At 63.5% G+C, this 17,113-nt stretch carries 16 protein-coding genes and 2 pseudogenes; 14 read left to right on the forward strand and 4 right to left on the reverse strand.

Annotation, left to right across the window (positions count from 1 at the left end):
- The 3 genes from K789_RS0121560 to K789_RS0121570 form a co-directional block, all read left to right on the forward strand.
- Positions 1 to 1,095 (forward strand): cupin domain-containing protein (locus K789_RS0121560; RefSeq protein WP_024368189.1); only part of this gene is annotated, 1,095 nt, incomplete at its 5' end.
- Positions 1,092 to 1,925: a fumarylacetoacetate hydrolase family protein gene (locus tag K789_RS0121565; RefSeq protein WP_024368188.1), complete on the forward strand. Its 834-nt coding sequence runs from the start codon at positions 1,092 to 1,094 to the stop codon at positions 1,923 to 1,925. The genes K789_RS0121560 and K789_RS0121565, both read left to right, overlap by 4 nt.
- Positions 1,925 to 2,683: a maleylpyruvate isomerase family mycothiol-dependent enzyme gene (locus K789_RS0121570; RefSeq protein WP_024368554.1), complete on the forward strand. Its 759-nt coding sequence runs from the start codon at positions 1,925 to 1,927 to the stop codon at positions 2,681 to 2,683. The genes K789_RS0121565 and K789_RS0121570 overlap by 1 nt, the downstream gene beginning before the upstream one ends.
- Positions 2,684 to 2,922: 239 nt before the next feature.
- Here K789_RS0121570 and K789_RS25540 read toward each other — a convergent pair whose 3' ends face one another.
- Positions 2,923 to 3,099, reverse strand: a complete 177-nt coding sequence (locus K789_RS25540) for a hypothetical protein (protein WP_157835707.1) — start codon at positions 3,097 to 3,099, stop codon at positions 2,923 to 2,925.
- Between the two features lie 178 nt (positions 3,100 to 3,277).
- On the opposite strand from K789_RS25540, the gene K789_RS0121585 reads away from it, so the two are divergent.
- Positions 3,278 to 4,440 (forward strand): IS3 family transposase gene (locus tag K789_RS0121585; RefSeq protein ID WP_128081700.1). Its coding sequence is split into 2 segments (ribosomal slippage): positions 3,278 to 3,556 and positions 3,559 to 4,440, totalling 1,161 coding nucleotides; the frame shifts between segments, so codons are not numbered across the junction.
- A 207-nt stretch (positions 4,441 to 4,647) separates the two neighbouring features.
- On the opposite strand, the gene K789_RS0121590 is transcribed toward K789_RS0121585, so the two are convergent.
- Positions 4,648 to 5,358, reverse strand: coding sequence for an SDR family oxidoreductase (locus tag K789_RS0121590; protein ID WP_024368557.1), 711 nt, complete (start codon positions 5,356 to 5,358; stop codon positions 4,648 to 4,650).
- Between the two features lie 171 nt (positions 5,359 to 5,529).
- Between K789_RS0121590 and K789_RS0121595 the strand changes: the two genes are divergently transcribed.
- From K789_RS0121595 to K789_RS0121635, 10 genes and pseudogenes are all read left to right on the forward strand, one after another.
- Positions 5,530 to 6,447 carry a LysR substrate-binding domain-containing protein gene (locus K789_RS0121595; protein WP_024368558.1) on the forward strand — a complete coding sequence of 306 codons (918 nt, stop codon included), beginning with the start codon at positions 5,530 to 5,532 and terminating at the stop codon, positions 6,445 to 6,447.
- A gap of 92 nt (positions 6,448 to 6,539) precedes the next feature.
- Positions 6,540 to 7,907 (forward strand): MFS transporter, encoded by a 1,368-nt coding sequence (locus tag K789_RS0121600; RefSeq protein ID WP_024368559.1) that lies wholly within the window; start codon positions 6,540 to 6,542, stop codon positions 7,905 to 7,907.
- A gap of 8 nt (positions 7,908 to 7,915) precedes the next feature.
- Positions 7,916 to 9,076 (forward strand): mandelate racemase/muconate lactonizing enzyme family protein, encoded by a 1,161-nt coding sequence (locus tag K789_RS0121605; RefSeq protein ID WP_051181239.1) that lies wholly within the window; start codon positions 7,916 to 7,918, stop codon positions 9,074 to 9,076.
- A gap of 82 nt (positions 9,077 to 9,158) precedes the next feature.
- On the forward strand, positions 9,159 to 9,617 hold the full coding sequence (locus tag K789_RS0121610; RefSeq protein ID WP_024368561.1) for a VOC family protein: 459 nt from the start codon (positions 9,159 to 9,161) through the stop codon (positions 9,615 to 9,617).
- A gap of 188 nt (positions 9,618 to 9,805) precedes the next feature.
- Positions 9,806 to 10,642 (forward strand): cyclase family protein, encoded by an 837-nt coding sequence (locus K789_RS0121615; protein WP_157835708.1) that lies wholly within the window; start codon positions 9,806 to 9,808, stop codon positions 10,640 to 10,642.
- Positions 10,643 to 10,685: 43 nt separating this feature from the next.
- Positions 10,686 to 11,177: pseudogene (locus K789_RS26850) on the forward strand (SDR family NAD(P)-dependent oxidoreductase); the annotation flags it as partial.
- 25 nt (positions 11,178 to 11,202) lie between these two features.
- Positions 11,203 to 11,421, forward strand: a pseudogene (locus K789_RS26515) (SDR family oxidoreductase); the annotation flags it as partial.
- A gap of 117 nt (positions 11,422 to 11,538) precedes the next feature.
- Entirely contained in the window at positions 11,539 to 12,657 is a 1,119-nt protein-coding gene (locus K789_RS0121625) for a zinc-dependent alcohol dehydrogenase (RefSeq protein ID WP_237739663.1), read from the forward strand.
- 339 nt (positions 12,658 to 12,996) lie between these two features.
- Positions 12,997 to 13,974 (forward strand): NAD(P)H-dependent flavin oxidoreductase, encoded by a 978-nt coding sequence (locus tag K789_RS0121630; RefSeq protein ID WP_024368564.1) that lies wholly within the window; start codon positions 12,997 to 12,999, stop codon positions 13,972 to 13,974.
- Positions 13,975 to 14,041: 67 nt separating this feature from the next.
- The gene (locus K789_RS0121635; protein WP_024368565.1) at positions 14,042 to 14,803 is read left to right on the forward strand and encodes an enoyl-CoA hydratase/isomerase family protein; all 762 of its coding nucleotides are present in this window, start codon (positions 14,042 to 14,044) and stop codon (positions 14,801 to 14,803) included.
- Between the two features lie 262 nt (positions 14,804 to 15,065).
- Here the strand turns inward: K789_RS0121635 and istB are convergent, their stop codons facing one another.
- Positions 15,066 to 15,824, reverse strand: a complete 759-nt coding sequence (gene istB / locus K789_RS0121640; protein WP_024365140.1) for an IS21-like element helper ATPase IstB — start codon at positions 15,822 to 15,824, stop codon at positions 15,066 to 15,068.
- The gene (gene istA, locus K789_RS0121645) at positions 15,821 to 17,065 is read right to left on the reverse strand and encodes an IS21 family transposase (RefSeq protein ID WP_024365141.1); all 1,245 of its coding nucleotides are present in this window, start codon (positions 17,063 to 17,065) and stop codon (positions 15,821 to 15,823) included. The genes istB and istA overlap by 4 nt, the downstream gene beginning before the upstream one ends.
- Positions 17,066 to 17,113: the final 48 nt, after the last annotated feature.

Here is a 17,113-nt window from a genome sequence, read left to right on the forward strand (position 1 = left end):
GCCGCGGGGCACACTGCTCCGGAGCCGACGCCCGAAGAGGCTGCCCAGCTCAAAGAGCTGTACCGGGATTTTGACCGGGAGAACCTGATCCCGCTCTGGACCGAGATCGCGGACCTGATGCCGATGGTCCCGACGCCCAAGGCGGTGCCCCACGTGTGGCGGTGGAGTGACCTGTACCCGCTGGCCGCCCGCGCCGGGGACCTGGTCCCGGTGGGCCGGGGCGGGGAACGCCGCGCCATCGCCCTGGCCAACCCGGGGCTGGCCGGTACGCCGTACGCCACGCCCACGCTGTGGGCAGCCATCCAGTACCTTGGTGCGCGCGAGACCGCCCCGGAGCACCGCCACTCCCAGAACGCGTTCCGTTTCGTCGTCGAGGGCGAAGGCGTTTGGACGGTGGTGAACGGGGACCCGGTCCGGATGTCGCGCGGGGATTTCCTGCTGACTCCGGGCTGGAACTTCCACGGCCACCACAACGACACCGATGAGCCGATGGCCTGGATCGACGGCCTGGACATCCCGTTTGTGCACTACGCCGACGCCGGGTTCTTCGAGTTCGGCACCGAGCGTGTCACCGACGAGGCCACCCCGGACATCTCCCGCTCCGAGCGGCTCTGGGCGCACCCGGGCCTGCGCCCGCTCTCGGGCCTGGATGACACCACAAGCTCCCCCATCGCGGCCTACCGCTGGGAATACACCGACCGCGCCCTGCGCGAGCAGCTGCTGCTTGAGGACGAGGGCCACCCGGCCACCGTGTCCCAGGGCCACGCCGCGGTCCGCTTCACCAACCCCACCACCGGCGGCGACGTGATGCCGACCATCCGGGCCGAATTCCACCGCCTCCGCGCCGGCGCCTCGACCGAGACCCTCCACGAGGTCGGCTCCAGCGTCTGGCAGGTCTTCGAGGGCCGCGGCTCCGTGGTCCTGGGCGGCGAAACCAGGAACCTGGAGAAGGGCGACCTGTTCGTCGTCCCGTCCTGGGCAGCCTGGTCACTGCAGGCCGAGAGCGAGTTTGACCTCTTCCGCTTCAGCGACGCCCCCATTTTCGAACGGCTGAACTTCAACCGCACCTACATCGAAGGACGCAACAACAAATGAGACTCCTCACCCTCCGCCTCCCCGTTGAGGGAAAAACAGTCACCAGGGCTGTCCGCCAGGACGGGACCACCCTGACCGAGATCGACGGCTTCGCCGACGTCGGAGAGCTGCTGCGCTCCGCGGACTGGGAAGCCACCGCGAAGGCCGCGGCCGGCGCCACGCACCCGCTTGAGGGCGCGGACCTGGCCGCCGTCGTCCCCTCCCCGGGCAAGATCATCTGCGTGGGCCACAACTACCGCAACCACATCAAGGAAATGGGCCGGGAAGTCCCCGAGTTCCCCACCCTGTTCGCCAAGTACCAGGAATCCCTGATCGGCCCGAACGATGACCTGGCCCTGCCGCAGGAATCGTCCACTGTCGACTGGGAATCCGAACTCGCCGTCGTGATCGGCAAGAAGGGCCGCCGGATTTCCGAAGCCGACGCCGCGGACCACATCGCCGGCTACGCCGTGCTCAACGACGTGTCCATGCGCGACTACCAGTTCCGCACCATCCAGTGGCTGCAGGGCAAGACCTGGGAGAAGTCCACCCCGTTCGGCCCCGCCCTGGTGACCAGGGACGAGTTCAGCGGCGGCCTCATGACCACCGCGGTCGACGGCGAGATCCAGCAGCAGACCCCCACCAACGACGTCGTCTTCACCCCGGAGTTCCTGGTCTCCTACATCTCCACCATCATCACGCTGAACCCCGGCGACGTCATCGCCACCGGCACCCCGGGAGGCGTGGGCCACGCGCAGGATCCGAAGCGCTACCTGCAGGAGGGCCAGATCCTGGTCACCACCATCGAGGGCCTCGGAGAACTGAAGAACCGCGTGGTCAAGGAAGCCTGATGGTTGCCCGCCACGACCAGACGACGGACCCGGAGCTGCTGGCGGCCCTGCTGCAGGCGCGCCGGGGCACGGCGTTTTTCGCCCGCAAGCTCAACGAGCTCAGTGACGCGGAGCTCGACGGCGATACGCTGCTGCCGGGCTGGACCCGCCGCCACATCACGGCGCACATCGGCTACAACGCCCGGGCGATTGCCCGGCTCATCGAGTGGGCGGCCACCGGGGTGGAAACCCCGATGTACGCCTCCACCGACGTCCGCGACCACGAGATCAACTTCGGGGCAACCCTGAGCCCGATCGCGCTGCGGCACCTCTTCGACCACTCCGCCGTGCACCTGAACGTCGAATGGCGAGACCTGCCCGAGGACGCCTGGCACCACAAAGTCCGCACCATCCAGGGCCGCGAAGTCCCCGCCACGGAAACGGTCTGGATGCGCACCCGTGAAGTCTGGATGCACGCCGTCGACCTCGACAACGGCGCCGCCTTCCGGGACATCCCCGTCCCCGTCCTGGAACGGCTCCTCAAAGACATCACCGGCGCCTGGCACACCCGCGGCACCGACGCGGGCCTCGTGGTCACGGTGACGGACCGGAATCTCACGTTCGGGGACACGACGTCGGCGTCCCCCACGGTGGTCTCCGGACCGCTCGCGGCCGTCGTCGAATGGGCCGCAGGACGCGGCCACGGCGGCGTCACCGCCACCGGGCCCGGCACTGAAGCCAGCAACGGTCCGGTGCCGGCCGCACCGAAATGGATCTGAGCCACAGCGTCTGACCCGCCATGACAAGGAAAGCCCCCTCAATCGAGGGGGCTTTCCTCACATCGCGTTCAGCCCACCAGCGGCTCGGATACCCAGCATGCCCCCGCAAGGACCTACCGGTACACCCCATTAGGGTCACCACTACCGCAGGGACCGCCGGAGGAAAGCGCGCAGTTCCCGGTGGAAGTCCTCGGGTTCGTTCCATTGAGGGCAGGGACTGCGCAAACCACTGCATCCCTTTAGCGGAATGACGGCGGGTAACGGCCGGTGGCTACCCAGGACGGCACATCGACCGTCGGAACGACGTCTCGCCAGTCGGCGGCGGAGTGATCGACCATCAGTTGAAGCACGGCCCCTTCGGGGAAATCGATGAGGCCCCCGACTTCGGTGAGGAACTGTCCGACGTGGGGCGGCATCGGTGGCCCTAGGGAGCCGTGATCGTCGTAGACAAGGCGAACACCGTCTGTGGTTCGAAACGACTTTCCATGACCAGTAAATTACACCCCCTTGGGCAATGAGGTTTGGGACTGCTGAAGGTTTGATTGACACTTTGCCTGTGAGGATTTGATCCTTGCGGGTGGAAGGATGTTCATCATGCCCAAAGCCTTTCCCGAAGAGTTTCGCCGCGATGTCGTCGCGGTTGCCCGCAAGGGCGAAGCGCCCATCACGCAGATCGCCAAGGACTTCGGGGTCTCGCCCGCTGCCCTGCACCGCTGGATGAAGATCGCCGATAGAGAAGACGGCGTGAAGTCCGGGGCGGTGTCCGATGACGCCGCGAAGTTGCGGGAGGCCAACAAACGCATCCGGCTCCTGGAACAGGAAGCCGAAGTCATGCGCCGTGCCGTGGCCTACTTGTCCCGGGACATCAATCCAAAAAAATGATGTACCCGCTGGTCCGCGAGCTGGCTGCCAGGGACGCCCCGATCCGGGTTCCCGTGGCAGTGTCCTGCCGGGTACTGAATTTCTCCAGACAGGCCTACTACCAGTGGGCCGCCAATCCCGTCCCGGCCCGGGACTGGGAAGAAGCGCATCTGATCAACGCCGCCATCGATCACCACCGGGACGATCCTGCCTTCGGATACCGGTTCATCGCCGATGAGATCAACGCCGGTCCCGGCCCTGGGGCCAGTGAACGCCGGATCTGGCGGCTGTGCTCGGAGAACGGCATCCTCTCGGTGATCCACCGCCGGCGCCGGTCAGGGCTCAAGGCCGGCCCACCGGTCCACGATGACCTCATCGAACGGGACTTCAGCGCCACGGCACCGAACCGGAAATGGCTCACGGACATCACCGAGCACCACACCGCGGAGGGCAAGCTGTACCTGTGCGCGATCAAGGACCTTCACTCAAACCGGATCGTCGGGTACTCGATGGACGGGCGGATGAAAGCGTCCCTGGCCGTCGCCGCCCTGGACCACGCCGTGGCCCTCAGGAAACCGGCGGGCACGGTGGTCCACTCGGACAGAGGGTCCCAGTTCAGATCCAGAAAGTTCGTCCTGGCCCTGAACACCTACGGCCTGAACGGATCGATGGGCCGGGTAGGGGCATGCGGTGACAATGCAGCGATGGAATCGTTCTTCTCCCTGCTGCAAAAGAACGTCCTGAACCGGAAACGATGGGAGACCCGGGCCGAGCTCCGGCTGGCCATCACGACCTGGATCGAGCGCAGCTACCACCGCAAACGCCGTCAACGTGCCCTCGGACGGCTGACACCAATCGAGTTTGAGACAATAAAAAACGCGGCCTCAGCCGCGTAAGAAATTATCAACCCCAGCTGTCAACTAAACCTTCAGCAGTCCCTTTGTTCGTTCTTCGCGGTGCGTGCCGTCATGCTCCGGAGCGTCGATCTTCGCTAGGGTTTCACCCGGAACCGGGCTCAGAGCGTCGCTTACCTGTTAATTGACGACCCTGGCTGGCGGGCCAAGGTCGCCGCGGACACTGTATTCACAGTTTCTTGATTGTCCTCACATTGGATTCGATCCGACTGTAAGTCCGCCACAGACATACAGCGTCTGGCCCGTTACGAACCCGGATCGCTCGTGGAGGAAGAAACCGGCAGCGTTGGCGATGTCTTCTGGCTGGCCGAGCCTGCCGACGGGAACGGACGAAATGATGGCTTTGGTCTGCGGCGAGTCTTCCGGATTCGCGTTCATGAACAACTCGGTGGCGATCGGTCCAGGCCCGATCGCATTGACCGTGATCCCGTCTCCTCCCAGTTCTAGGGCCCATGTCCGGGTCAAGCCGATCAGGCCGGCCTTGGCGGCAGCGTAGGCGGTGCGCAGTTCCTTGCCCAGAGCAGCGCGCGAGGACATGTTGACGATGCGACCGAATCCAGCTTCCGTCATGCCTTCGAGGACACTCTGGGTGCACTGAACGGCACATCGGAGGTTCAGTGCGTGTGATTGATCAAGTTGGCCCAGAGTCTGCTCCCGGAGCGGGGCTGGGAAGACGGCGCCAACGTTGTTGACCAGGCGAGTAATAGGACCATCCGCCAGGGCCGTTTCCAGGGCTTCGGCAGTGCTGTCGACGTCGGAGAGGTCCGCGATAATCGAGCGGCCGACGCTTGCGTGCTGCCTGTCGAGGATGACAACCTCCCATCCCTGTTCGAGTCCGTGCAGTGCGATTGCGCGTCCGATTCCTGACGCACCGCCGGTAACAAGAAGACGTTCAACCATGAGATTTTCCTTCCTCCGCACACATCGGCATGAGCGGAACGTTTGTTGCTTCGGCGCAACACACGCTCTCTAGTATCCGTCCAAACAGCCTGGGATAGTACCCGGATTTCATACTAATTAGGGCTAAACTGATCCAGAGAACAGAATAATTAAATCAGGGAGCACAGAGTCGTGGATATAAAGGATCTTGAGGCTTTCGCCGTTGTAGCCGAAGAGCTCCATTTCGGCAGGGCAGCCGCGAAGCTGCACATGTCCCAGCCGCCACTTAGTGCGCGCATTAAGCAGCTCGAACAAAGTCTCGGCCTCCAGCTATTCGAGCGAAGCACGCGCAGCGTTGCGCTGACTGATGCAGGCTCAAGGTTGCTAATTCCGGCACGAAAGGTGCTCAGCCAGGTTGTCGCGGTCCAGAATCTCGCTGAATCGATCGCCGCCGGAGACCAGGGGCGGGTGCGGATCGCCTTCGCCGGCGCCTCGAGCCAGCGCGCCCTTCCGCTACTGACCCGGGCGGTGCGGGAGTCGCATCCCGGAATCGAGTTGCAGCTGGAATCGCAGACCTACGTGTATACGGCGCTGGACAAGCTCCTTGAGGGCTCGCTGGATCTTGCTTTCGCGCGCCTTCCTACGCCGCACCCGGAGCTCGAATCGCGCGTGGTCGAAGTGGAGCAGATTCTATGTGCACTGCCAGAGGGGCATCCACGGGCCAATCAGCCCAATCTTTCGCTGGCGGACCTACACGACGAGGATTTTGTCAGCCTTCCCTCTGACACCGGATCAATTCTCCAGGCCACCATGTTTGCCCTCTGCATCACAGCCGGGTTCAGGCCACGGGTGGTCCAGGTGTCGCCCGACTCGGCGACCGCGCTTGCCCTTGTAGCTGCCGGGGCGGGCATCACCATCACCCTGAGTTCCGTGACGCCGGCGCAGTCCGTCGGAATCGTCTACCGGGAACTGGTCGACATTAACCCCAGCCATATGTTCGCAACGCTGACCTGGCGCAAGGATGACCAGTCCCCCGCGCTTGCGGCAGTCCTGAAGGTCTCGGAGTCGGCTCTACCCACCCCTGATCTTTCTGGTTTCGCTCTCAAATGAGAGGCAATTGGTATTTCTATTGAGAAGAATCTGTAGCTAGTCTCTTGTGAAGGCACCAAATCACACGCCCTCAATGAAGAGAGACAATTGCGATGACAACAACACCTGTGGCGGTAGATCCGGGCATCGAGGCCCGCGTCTTCCGAAAAGTGACGGTCAAGGTTCTTCCGCTCCTAATGCTCGGGATGTTCATCTCCTATATAGACCGCGCCAATCTCGGCGTGATCGCAGGCCCGCTGTCTAAGGACCTGGGCCTTACTGCTGCGACATTCGGCCTCGCGGCCGGTTTCTTCTACATCGGCTATCTGTTGTTCGAGATCCCCTCGAACATGTTCCTCGCCAAGGTGGGCGCACGAATCTGGCTGGCGCGGATCATGGTCTCTTGGGGCATCGTGACCATCGCCATGGCATGGATGCAGAACGATGTCACCCTCTACATCATGCGGTTCCTGCTCGGATTGGCTGAGGCGGGCTACTCTCCCGGGGCGATGCTCTTCCTCGCTCTCTGGTGCCCGGCCCGACTGCTGCCGAAAGCAATTTCGTGGCTCAACCTCGCTGTCCCTGTCGCCTTGGCGACCGGCTCCGTAGTGACGTCATCGATCCTTCTCATGGATGGCGTCGGCGGCATCGCCGGGTGGCGTTGGGTTTTCGTCCTCGAAGGCCTGCCGGCAATCATCCTCGCCGTCGTCATCTTCTTCCTCCTGCCGTCCTCGCCGGCAAAGGCGCCTTGGCTGGACGAAAAAGAAAAGGCATACCTTGCGCAGAACGTCACACAGCGAACGGATTCCGGAGCGCATGAACTCAAACAGCTCCCGGCAGCGCTGCGGAGGCCGTCACTCTGGGCGTTCGCCGTCACGTACTTCTTCATCCTGATCGGATTCTGGTCGATCACGTACTTCCTCCCCACAATCGTCAAAGAGCAATTCCACCTCGACCCTGTCGCATCCGGTTACGTCTCCGCGCTTCCGTGGATCTTCTCGGCGATCGTCATGTTTGTTATCCTCCGCAGCATCTCCCGGACGGGTGAACGTCGTTGGCACCTCACCATCCCGATGGTTGCCGCCGCGCTGGGACTTCTCATCGGAGTTCTCTCGGGGAACCCCTTCCTGTCACTTATTGGCGTGAGCGTCGCCGCTGCCGGCTTCTTCGCCGTCCTGTCCACGTTCCAGGCGACCGTCGCGCAGGTCTATGCCGGCGCACTGGCCGCCGTGTCCATTGCCCTGGTCAACTCTGTCGGTAACACCAGCGGACTCGTCGGCCCCTACATTCTGGGGTGGCTTACCGACCTCACCGGAACGACCTCCGCAGGGCTCCTGGTCATGTCCGGCTTCTTCGCCCTCGCGGCAATCTTGCTCTACATCCTGATCGGATGGGCTGACCGCCACACAGGGGGCCTCCGCGGGACTTTGAATACCGAAACGGCTGCACGGACAGCCGACAATCCGCACACCGAAGGATGACCGAGACTTTGCCTGTTCAAACAGCCACCCATACAGCGACTCCGGGCCATGAGCCGTCAACGGCGGCCCGCATCCTCGACGTACGCACCGTGCCGTATGCGATCCCCTATCGCAAACCGCTTCGGTTCGCGAGCGGATCGATCGACCTTGCAGACAACGTTCTCGTGGAGATCGTCACCAGCGACGGGGTAGTCGGAATCGCCGAAGCACCCCCGCGCCCCTACACCTACGGTGAGACGCAAGCGTCGATCGTCGCCGTGATCGAGCAGATCTTCGCACCCGCCATCATCGGACTCTCAATCCTCGACCGCGAACAGGTCCGGTCACGGCTCGCACGGACAGTCGGAAACCCCACCGCCAAAGCCGCAATCGACATGGCCATGTGGGACGCATGGGGCAAGACGATCGGAACCCCGGTCCACAGCCTTCTGGGAGGCTTCACCGACCAGCTCCAGGTCAGCCACATGCTGGGATTCGATGATCCCGAGGTCGTGGCCGCCGAGGCCATCCAACTGCGCGAGACGCTCGGCATCTCGAGCTTCAAAATCAAGGTCGGACGCCGGCCCATCCCCCTGGACGTGGCCGTCTGCAAAGCCGTCCGCGAAGCCCTGGGGCCCGAGGCCGAACTGTACATCGACGGGAACCGCGGATGGACAGCAGCGGAATCCGCCCTTGCGGTCCGTCAGCTCGAAGACGTGGGTCTCAGCCGCGTCGAAGAACTCTGCCCCGCCGATGACGTACTGGGCAGACGCTGGCTCGTCTCGCAATGCCCAATCCCGTTCGTCGCCGACGAGAGCGCTCCGACGCCCGCAGACGTCACCCGCGAAATCCTCTCGGGTGCAGCGACCGCAGTGAGCATTAAGACAGCCCGGACAGGATTCTCCGACTCGCTCCGTGTCTCCCACCTTGCCGAGGGTCTCGGGATCGAAGCAGTCATCGGTAACCAGATCGACGCGCACCTCGGCACCGTCTGCTCGCTCGTGTTCGGCGCATCCCAAGAGATCACCTCACGCTCCGCCGCGGAACTGTCCAACTACCTGGACATGGCCGACGGACTACTCCAGGAACCACTCCTGATCGAGAATGGGCACATGCGTGTCCCTGACGGGCCCGGCCTTGGCGTCCGACTCGATCCGGAGAAGGTTGCCCGCTACCGCGTGGACCTCTGACACCGTTCAAAAACCCGCACTCCCAATCCCAACCCATCAATCAATCAATCAATCAATCAATCAATCAATCAAAGGATCCATAATGGTTTACCTCCGTCTCCACCACGTCAATGTCACCTCCGATGACATGTCGCTGCTGACCGACTTCTACGGAAAGGCCCTGGGACTGAACCAACTCCCCTCCCCTGCGATGATCGCGACGTCCAAGAATGCGGACAAGGACATCGACGGCGACGCCGAGTGGGACTCCGCCGCAAAGTTCTTCGACGCCGGCGACCCCAATGAGCTTCAGATCCACGCCACCCAGCGTCAGCCATATCTGGCGGCGCAGGAAGGGCATTCTGTCAACCCGCTCATCGGGGGGCACTTCGCATTCCGGACAGATGACATTGAGGCGATCAAGGCGCGTTTGACCGAGCACAACATCCCGTTCGACGACTGGGGCATCTGGTCGGTCGAGGGCTGGCACCAGATCTTCTTCACCGACCCCGCCGGCAACATGATCGAGATCCACCAGGTCATGACCGAGGGCGAATCCTGAACCAGCCGATGACGACTCCTCAAGCCCTTCCGCATACCTCAGGGGGTGAGTTCCCCCGGTTCGACCTGCTGCTCGATCGCCCCGGGCGGCTGCGGGGAACGGCGTGGGGCCTGTGGGGCCCGGCAGATCAGCTCGGCACGCTCAACCACCTCACTCCCGAACGCGTGCTCGCCGCACGCGGGAGCATCGTGACAGGCGACGTCGTCCCGCTCAACCTTCCGTTAACCGAGTTCGACCCGCCGATCATCGCCCACCGCGGATTAATTGAACACACCGTGTTCGGTTTGAATGACTTTCACCGCGATGACCGAATCGACAACCTGTTCCTGCAGGCGTCCACGCAGATCGACGGACTTCGGCACTTCGGGCACCCGGACCGCGGCTTCTACAACGACGCCGATCCCACGCGGCTGGTTGCCGGGCAACCCGACCTCGGCATCCAAGCGGTCGCGCAACGCGGGATTGCAGGAAGAGGATTACTCATCGATGTGGGCGCCTACCGCGAGGCGGTCGGCCGTCCCATCGACCAGACACGAAACGAACAAATTCCCGTCGAGGACCTTGACGCAACGCTCGAGTGGCAAGGGAGTTCGATTCATCCCGGCGACATCATCATGATCCGCACCGGATGGCTGAAGTACTTCCGGCAGGGCCCTGATCGTTCCGATGGTGTCCTTCGTTCGCCGGGCCTTCGCCAGTCGGAAGACACGGCGGCCTGGCTTTGGAATCACCAGGTCTCGGTGGTGGCGTCGGACAACATCGCGCTCGAGGCTTGGCCGGCGACAGATTCGAACCTCACCGTCGACGCAGAACTCACCGGTAAGATGCCGAAATCCAGCCACAGCGGGATGCTGCACCGCATCCTCATCCCGCTGCTGGGACTCACTATCGGTGAACTCTGGGTACTCGACGAACTTGCCGCTGCCTGCACCCTGCGGGGACGGTACGACGTATTCCTCACCGCACAGCCGCTGAACCTGTTAGGTGGCGTCGGCAGCCCCGCCAACGCAATGGCAATCCTCTAAGAACTGAACATCAGGAGCACGTAACGTGAATCAACCCCAATCTGTGAAAGCCGAAGCTGTCCTCATCACCGGCGGCGCATCAGGCATCGGCCTGACCTGCGCACGCCAGGCTGCGGCCAGAGGTGCCCGGGTAGCCATCGTCGATATCAACCCCACGGCCGCCGCAGAAGCAGTAGCGACGCTGGATGGAGACGGACACCTCGCGATTGCCGCCGATGTGACCGACGCCGACGCCATGCGGCACGCCGCCGACCAATTCGCCGACGGGGGAAGCCTGACCGGGGTCGTCGCCGCCGCCGGGATAGTCAGCCGGTCACCGTTGCTCGATATTGATGTAGCCGAATTCCGGCGGGTGCTCGACATTAATGTGATCGGGGTACAGAACACGATTTCCGCCGCGGGGCCGCACCTTATCCGCTCCGGCGCACTGGGAAGCGTGGTCGTCCTGGGCAGCGCCGCCGCCTTCACCGGAGGCGGCCTGATGGGAAACGGCGCCTACGCCACCTCTAAAGCCGCTCTCATCGGACTGGTTCGCGGTTACGCCCGCGNTCGCCCCCCACCGTGTACGCGTGAACATGGTCGCTCCCGGGGCAACGGAAACCCCGATGACCGACGTATTGAGCGACGCCGACCGCGACCGGATCGCCGGAATGTCACTCTTGGGACGCCTCTCAAAGCCGGAGGAAATAGCCGCCGCCATCGCCTTCCTCCTCGCACCCGACGCCGGCACCATCACCGGACAGATCCTCCACGTCAACGGTGGTGTGGTCTTCGGCTGACACGCCGCAGCCCCCGCGGGGGATGAAGGGAGGGGCTTCTACCGAGCCGACGGCGGCACCTCCTTTTGCACCAACACCCCATTTTTGCGCCAAAATCCCAACAGACAGGTTTCAAGAATGAAATCCCTTCGTGCTCCCGAGGTAGAACCCGCCCATGCTGGCAGCACCATGCGTGCCGTGGTCAAGGCAAGGCCCGAGCGCGGTGTCGAGTTCGTCACGGACTATGCCGAACCGCAGGTCTCGGCCGGGACGGTAAAGATTCAAATCGCTGCAGCCTCGGTCTGCGGAACCGACCGCGCACTCTACGAGTACTCGCCCATGGCGCAGGCATTCAACCTCAAGATTCCCGTTGTGCTGGGGCATGAGTGTGCCGGCACCGTCATTGAAATCGGCTTAGGTGTTGAATCCCTCGATGTGGGCGACAGGGTGGCACTCGAGTCCCACGTCGCCTGCTGGGACTGCTACCCCTGCCGTACCGGTAACGCCCACAATTGCCTCAATATGGAACTACTCGGTCTTCATTTAGATGGCGGCTTTGCCGAGCTGCTCGTAGTACCAGCCGCGGCCTGCTTCAAGCTGCCCGATGACTTTCCGCTGGAACAGGGCGCCCTTCTCGAGCCGGCTGGGGTCGCCATGCACGCTATCCAACGATCCAAGATATACCTCCCCGGGGCTGACGTTGTGATCAGCGGCGGAGGCCCCGTCGGCCTGTTCATCGCCGCAATTGCCGGTGCCATGGGTGCCGCCAATGTGGTCGTTGTGGAACCCAACGCCTATCGCAGAGGCCTTATCGAGGCCCTCGGCGCAACAGCACTTGCCCCCGAAGATGATGTCGTCGGGACGTGTAGGAAACTCTCGGGCGACAAGGTTGGTTTTGATGTCGCCTTCGAAGCTTCAGGAGTACCGGCTGCACTGCCGCCGCTGCTTGAAGCCCTCCGCAGGGAAGCTACGGTAGTCGCCGTGGGGATTCCAGGAAGGCCGATTGAATTGGACGTCGCCGCGTACCTGATCAAGAAGGGGCTGACCTTCACAGGCAGCTTCGGGCGCGCTCTCTGGGGTACGTGGGAGCAGATCGCTGAACTTGTCGCTAGCGGCAAACTGGACCTGTCCAAGTTCGTCACCCACCGCCTTCCGCTTTCCGCTCTCGACGAGGCCATCGGACTCCTCTCCCGGGACTCCTGCAAGGTCCTGCTCATTCCGGCCCTTCCCGACCGCCCAGGGAATGACGACCAGTAGGTTATTGATGGCCGATAGGTGCCGCGCGCACAGTGGCTGCATGGCGAGCTCCCCAGCAGTCGTCGACGGGAGCCGGCGCATGACGAGCAGACCAAACCTAACTAGTCTAAGGAGCGTTCATAAAATGCCGAAGGTCTACACAACTGCGGCCCGCGCCCACCGGGCCGACGCCCTGGGGTCGCAGACCCGCCGCAGGGTTGACGTGCTGGCAGTGATGTCGTGTATGCCCAAACAAGCGGTACGGACCTCCGGACGTGATGCCGTGAAACTGAAGGGTTCGGGGCGGGTAGCCTGCACGCTAAATCCGATCCGCGTTATTACCGGGGAAGACAACCGGTCATGAAGACACGGGCAACGCAGATTCTGGGCGTCGAACATCCCGTGGTGCAGGGCGGCATGCAGTGGGTGGCAACCGCTGAACTTGCGGCCGCCGTCTCCAACGCCGGCGCGCTCGGCATAATCAGCGCGCTGACCACTGGCTCACCAGAGAATCTGGTGCGTGAAATCAGACGCTGTCGTGAACTAACGGACCGCCCGTTCGGAGTGAACCTGACCATACTGCCGTCCATCAGTCCTCCTCCCTATGACGAGTACCGCGACGTGATCGTCAACGAAAAGGTATCCGTGGTGGAGACCGCCGGAAACAATCCGGGTCCATTTGTTGACGTTTTCAAGGCGCAGGGAATCACGACCATCCACAAATGCACCAGTGTGCGGCATGCACTCAAGGCCGAGTCTCTGGGTGTGGATATTGTCAGCATCGATGGGTTCGAGTGCGCCGGCCATCCGGGCGAAGACGATGTCCCTGGCCTGGTCCTGATTCCCGCAGCCACCGCCCGCCTCCGGATACCAGTACTTGCATCCGGAGGAATCGCCGACGGCCGCGGGCTGGTCGCGGCGCTGGCGCTTGGAGCCGAAGGAATCAGCATGGGCACGCGGTTCATGTGCACCAAGGAATCTCCAATTCATCCAAGGATCAAGGACGCGATCGTTGCTGCCACCGAGTTGCAGACCGAGCTCATTTTTCGGCCACTGCGCAATACTTCGCGCGTGGCAAGCAACTCGGTCAGCCGCGAGGCAGTGGGGATCTTGGCGAACGGCGGTGCATTCCAGGACGTCCAGAACTTGGTGGCTGGGTCCCGGGGCAGACGGGTCTATACAGAGGGCGATCCCGAGTCCGGTGTCTGGACCGTTGGTATGGTCCAAGGGCTCATTCACGATGTGCCAGGCTGCTCAGAGTTGGTGGCCAGGATTGTCCAGGAGGCCGAGGACCTGATCCACTCACGCCTAAGCGCAGGGGTTGCAGCCCGCGCATGACTTGTCTTCTTGTCCTCCGAAGTGCGGGCCAACGATCGTCGGGGCGGTAATGCCCACGGATAGGCTGGTGCTGACCGCACTGCACGACGGTGTGCTGGTGCTGACGCTGAATGATCCGGCTCGCCGCAACCCCGTTTCCACACTGATGCGTGAACAACTGATCGCTGCCCTCGCTGCGGCCACCGCGGACGACACCGTCCGCGTTTTAGTCCTCACCGGGGCAGCCGGCGCTTTCAGCTCAGGCGGAGAACTTTCCGCGATGCCCCCTGCGACGAGGGAAGACAGCGATGAACGGATGAGCCGGATCCGGACGCTGGTGCAGTTGGTCGCCGGATCCGCGAAACCCATGATCGCGGCCGTTGAAGGCCCGGCAGCCGGAATTAGTGTTGGGCTGATGGCGGCCTGCGACATAGTCATCATGGCAGAAGGGGCAACGGCACTGTTTCCATTTACCCGCCTAGGACTGCTCCCCGATGGCGGTTTGATGGGCTCTCTATCGCACCGGATCGGGCGGTCCGCGGCCAAGCGGGTACTGCTGCTGGGTGACCCTGTCGGCACCCGCGAGGCGCTCACGCTGGGGCTTGCGGACGAGGCGGTCCCCGCAGGCCAAGCGCTGCAGCGGGCCATGGACGTCGCCGTCGTGCTCGCAGGGCGCGCGCCGCGGTCGCTGGCTGCGATCAAGGATTTCTTCGCGGCCGGGCGGCTGGACGTCGACGACGCTCTCGCCGCCGAGCAACGAATCCAGCGGGAGTTGTACTTTTCGCGGGATTTCGCCGAAGGAAAAGCCGCCTTCTACAGCCGGAGCGAGCCGCGGTTCACTGGCAACTAACAACCCTACGCAACGCAACCCGGACAAGGACTGGCACGAGTTGCCGGGCGGACTCCCAGCGAATCGTCGAAGTGGCGCAGGCCTAAAAGAGCGCGAACTTCAGCGTCCGGGCACCCGAAACTGTGGCGGCCATATCAGCGGGTCATATTCCACACTCGCGCTGGCAGCGCGGGACGAATGAAGACATCAATGGATACTGTTAACGCCAACCCAAAACAGGGCCATTAGTGCCAGTTGAAAACAGGGCCACTTGTTGTTCGTTCTATTGTGCCGTACTGGCCGTGGGCTGGTGTTTTCTGAGCCGGTAGCTTTTGCCTTTGAGGCTGATGACGTCGGCGTGGTGGACGATCCGGTCGATCATGGCCGAGGCGATGGTCAGGTCCCCGAAGACGTCGCCCCAGCGGGCGAAGGGCAGGTTGGACGTCAGAATCATCGAGGCGTGTTCATAGCGGCTGGAGACCAGCTGAAAGAACAGGTTCGCGGCGTCCTGGTCAAACGGGATATAGCCGACTTCATCGACCACCAGGAGACTGTAGCGGCGTAGCTTGACCAGTTCCTGGGCGAGTTTCCCGCGGGAATGAGCCTCCTGCAGGCGGGCGACCCAGCCCGTCGCGGAGTCGAAGAGGACCCGGTGCCCGGCCTTGGCCGCCTTGATGCCGATGCCGACCGCGAGGTGGGTTTTGCCGGTGCCGGGAGGCCCGAGCAGGACCACGTTCTTGGCCTCGGAGAGAAATACGCTGGTGCCCAGGTGAGCGATGAGGTTCCGGTCCGCGGAGGGCTGGTGGTCGAAGTTGAACTCCTCGAGGTCCTTGTGCGCGGGGAACCGGGCGGCCTTGATCCGTGTCGCGGCTCCGGAGGCTTCGCGTTCGGAGACTTCCCGGGAGAGGACGGCGGCCAGATACTCCTCGTGCGACCAGCCGGCGTCCCGGGCCTGGTCCCCGAGGCGGCGGAACCCATCGCTGATCCGGGGTGCGCGCAGCGCACGGGCGTAGTACTCGATCTGCGAGGGTGTCCCGCTCATGACGCCGCCTCCAGCAGCACGGCCGGGTCCTGTCCGAGGTCGATGCCGAAGATCTCGTCGTAGGCGGCCAGATCCCGGATTTGCACGGCTTCCTCGGGTTCGGGGCGGCGCACCCGCTGGGTCCGGAAGTCCCGGCGCATCACCGCCGCGCGGGCGACATGGGCCGTGTCGGTCACCACCAGATGCCGCGCCCAGGCCCGGACGTGGGTGGCGATGAGCACCCCATCGTGCGTGACCCAGACGGTGTCCAGATCAGCGGTGACATCCACGATCCGCCCAATGAACGACGGGTCCACGGAATAGTCGTTGGAGAACACCCGCACGTAGTAATCCCGCGGCAGCCGCACCGCGTTGCGGAATACCGTGTCCGGTGTCACCGGCGGTAGTTCCCGCATCTTCTCCCGGTCCAGGACGATCAGCTCGTCAGGACGGCCGTGGCGGGACCGGGAATACCGGTGGTTGGCCTTGGGCAGCCAGTCCTCCAGCTGACCGTTGAAATCCGCTGGTGAGCGGAAGTCCCGGCCCGGCATGAAGCGTTGCCGGAAGAACCTGTTCATCCGCTCGACCATGCCCTTGGACTCCGGATCCCGCGGCGGCAGCAGTTTGACCTCCAGCCCCAAGGATCCGGCGAACGCGGCCACCGGCTCCGTGGGCCGGCGCCGACCGATGCCGGACTCGTTGTCCCACAACAGCCTGGACGGAACCGCCTGCGCATCCTGCAGCAGCGCCCACATCCCACCGATCAAATCCGGTGTCGTGCGGGAGGGCAGCATCCGTGCCTGGATGAATCCCGAGAACGCCGAGGTCATCACCAGCACCGGGGGCGTGTCAGTCTGACCCTCACCGACGGGTAGCGGATCATGCGGGAACCACAAATCGCACTGGACCTGGAATCCCGGCTCGTGGACCAGACGGTCGGCCGGGTCAGGCGGAGCGTATTCAGGCCGGATCGCGGCGACCTTCGCCCGGAACAGCGACGCGGAACCGGACCAACCAACCCGCTCCGCCAGCGTTGCGGCCGGCATCGTCGGAGTCTTCACCAACAGCTCCCGCACCCTGGGAGCAAACGCATCAAAACTCGATACTCCCGCTGCCCGCTGGTACTTCGGCACCCGGTCCGACTCCAGCGCACGCTCCACCGTTCCGCGGGAAACCCCCACGATCCTGCCGATCTCACGCTTCGAGTGCTTGCCCGTCGAAAACAGGTGGCGTATCTCCGCCCAATCATCCAAATTGATCACCTTCCATAATGGTCGGTGGCCCTGTTTTCAGTTGGCGTTCCTGGCCCT

The sequence above is a fragment of the Arthrobacter sp. TB 26 genome (assembly GCF_000427315.1).
Taxonomy (GTDB): Bacteria; Actinomycetota; Actinomycetes; order Actinomycetales; family Micrococcaceae; genus Arthrobacter.

What these genes read in the sequence shown, in the direction of transcription:
- K789_RS0121565 (WP_024368188.1), top strand. Translation starts at nt 1,092, where the DNA reads ATGAGACTCCTCACCCTCCGCCTCCCCGTTGAGGGAAAAACAGTCACC.
- K789_RS0121570 (WP_024368554.1), top strand. Translation starts at nt 1,925, where the DNA reads ATGGTTGCCCGCCACGACCAGACGACGGACCCGGAGCTGCTGGCGGCC.
- K789_RS25540 (WP_157835707.1), bottom strand. Translation starts at nt 3,099, where the DNA reads ATGCCGCCCCACGTCGGACAGTTCCTCACCGAAGTCGGGGGCCTCATC.
- K789_RS0121590 (WP_024368557.1), bottom strand. Translation starts at nt 5,358, where the DNA reads ATGGTTGAACGTCTTCTTGTTACCGGCGGTGCGTCAGGAATCGGACGC.
- K789_RS0121600 (WP_024368559.1), top strand. Translation starts at nt 6,540, where the DNA reads ATGACAACAACACCTGTGGCGGTAGATCCGGGCATCGAGGCCCGCGTC.
- K789_RS0121610 (WP_024368561.1), top strand. Translation starts at nt 9,159, where the DNA reads ATGGTTTACCTCCGTCTCCACCACGTCAATGTCACCTCCGATGACATG.
- K789_RS0121625 (WP_237739663.1), top strand. Translation starts at nt 11,539, where the DNA reads ATGAAATCCCTTCGTGCTCCCGAGGTAGAACCCGCCCATGCTGGCAGC.
- K789_RS0121630 (WP_024368564.1), top strand. Translation starts at nt 12,997, where the DNA reads ATGAAGACACGGGCAACGCAGATTCTGGGCGTCGAACATCCCGTGGTG.
- istB (WP_024365140.1), bottom strand. Translation starts at nt 15,824, where the DNA reads ATGAGCGGGACACCCTCGCAGATCGAGTACTACGCCCGTGCGCTGCGC.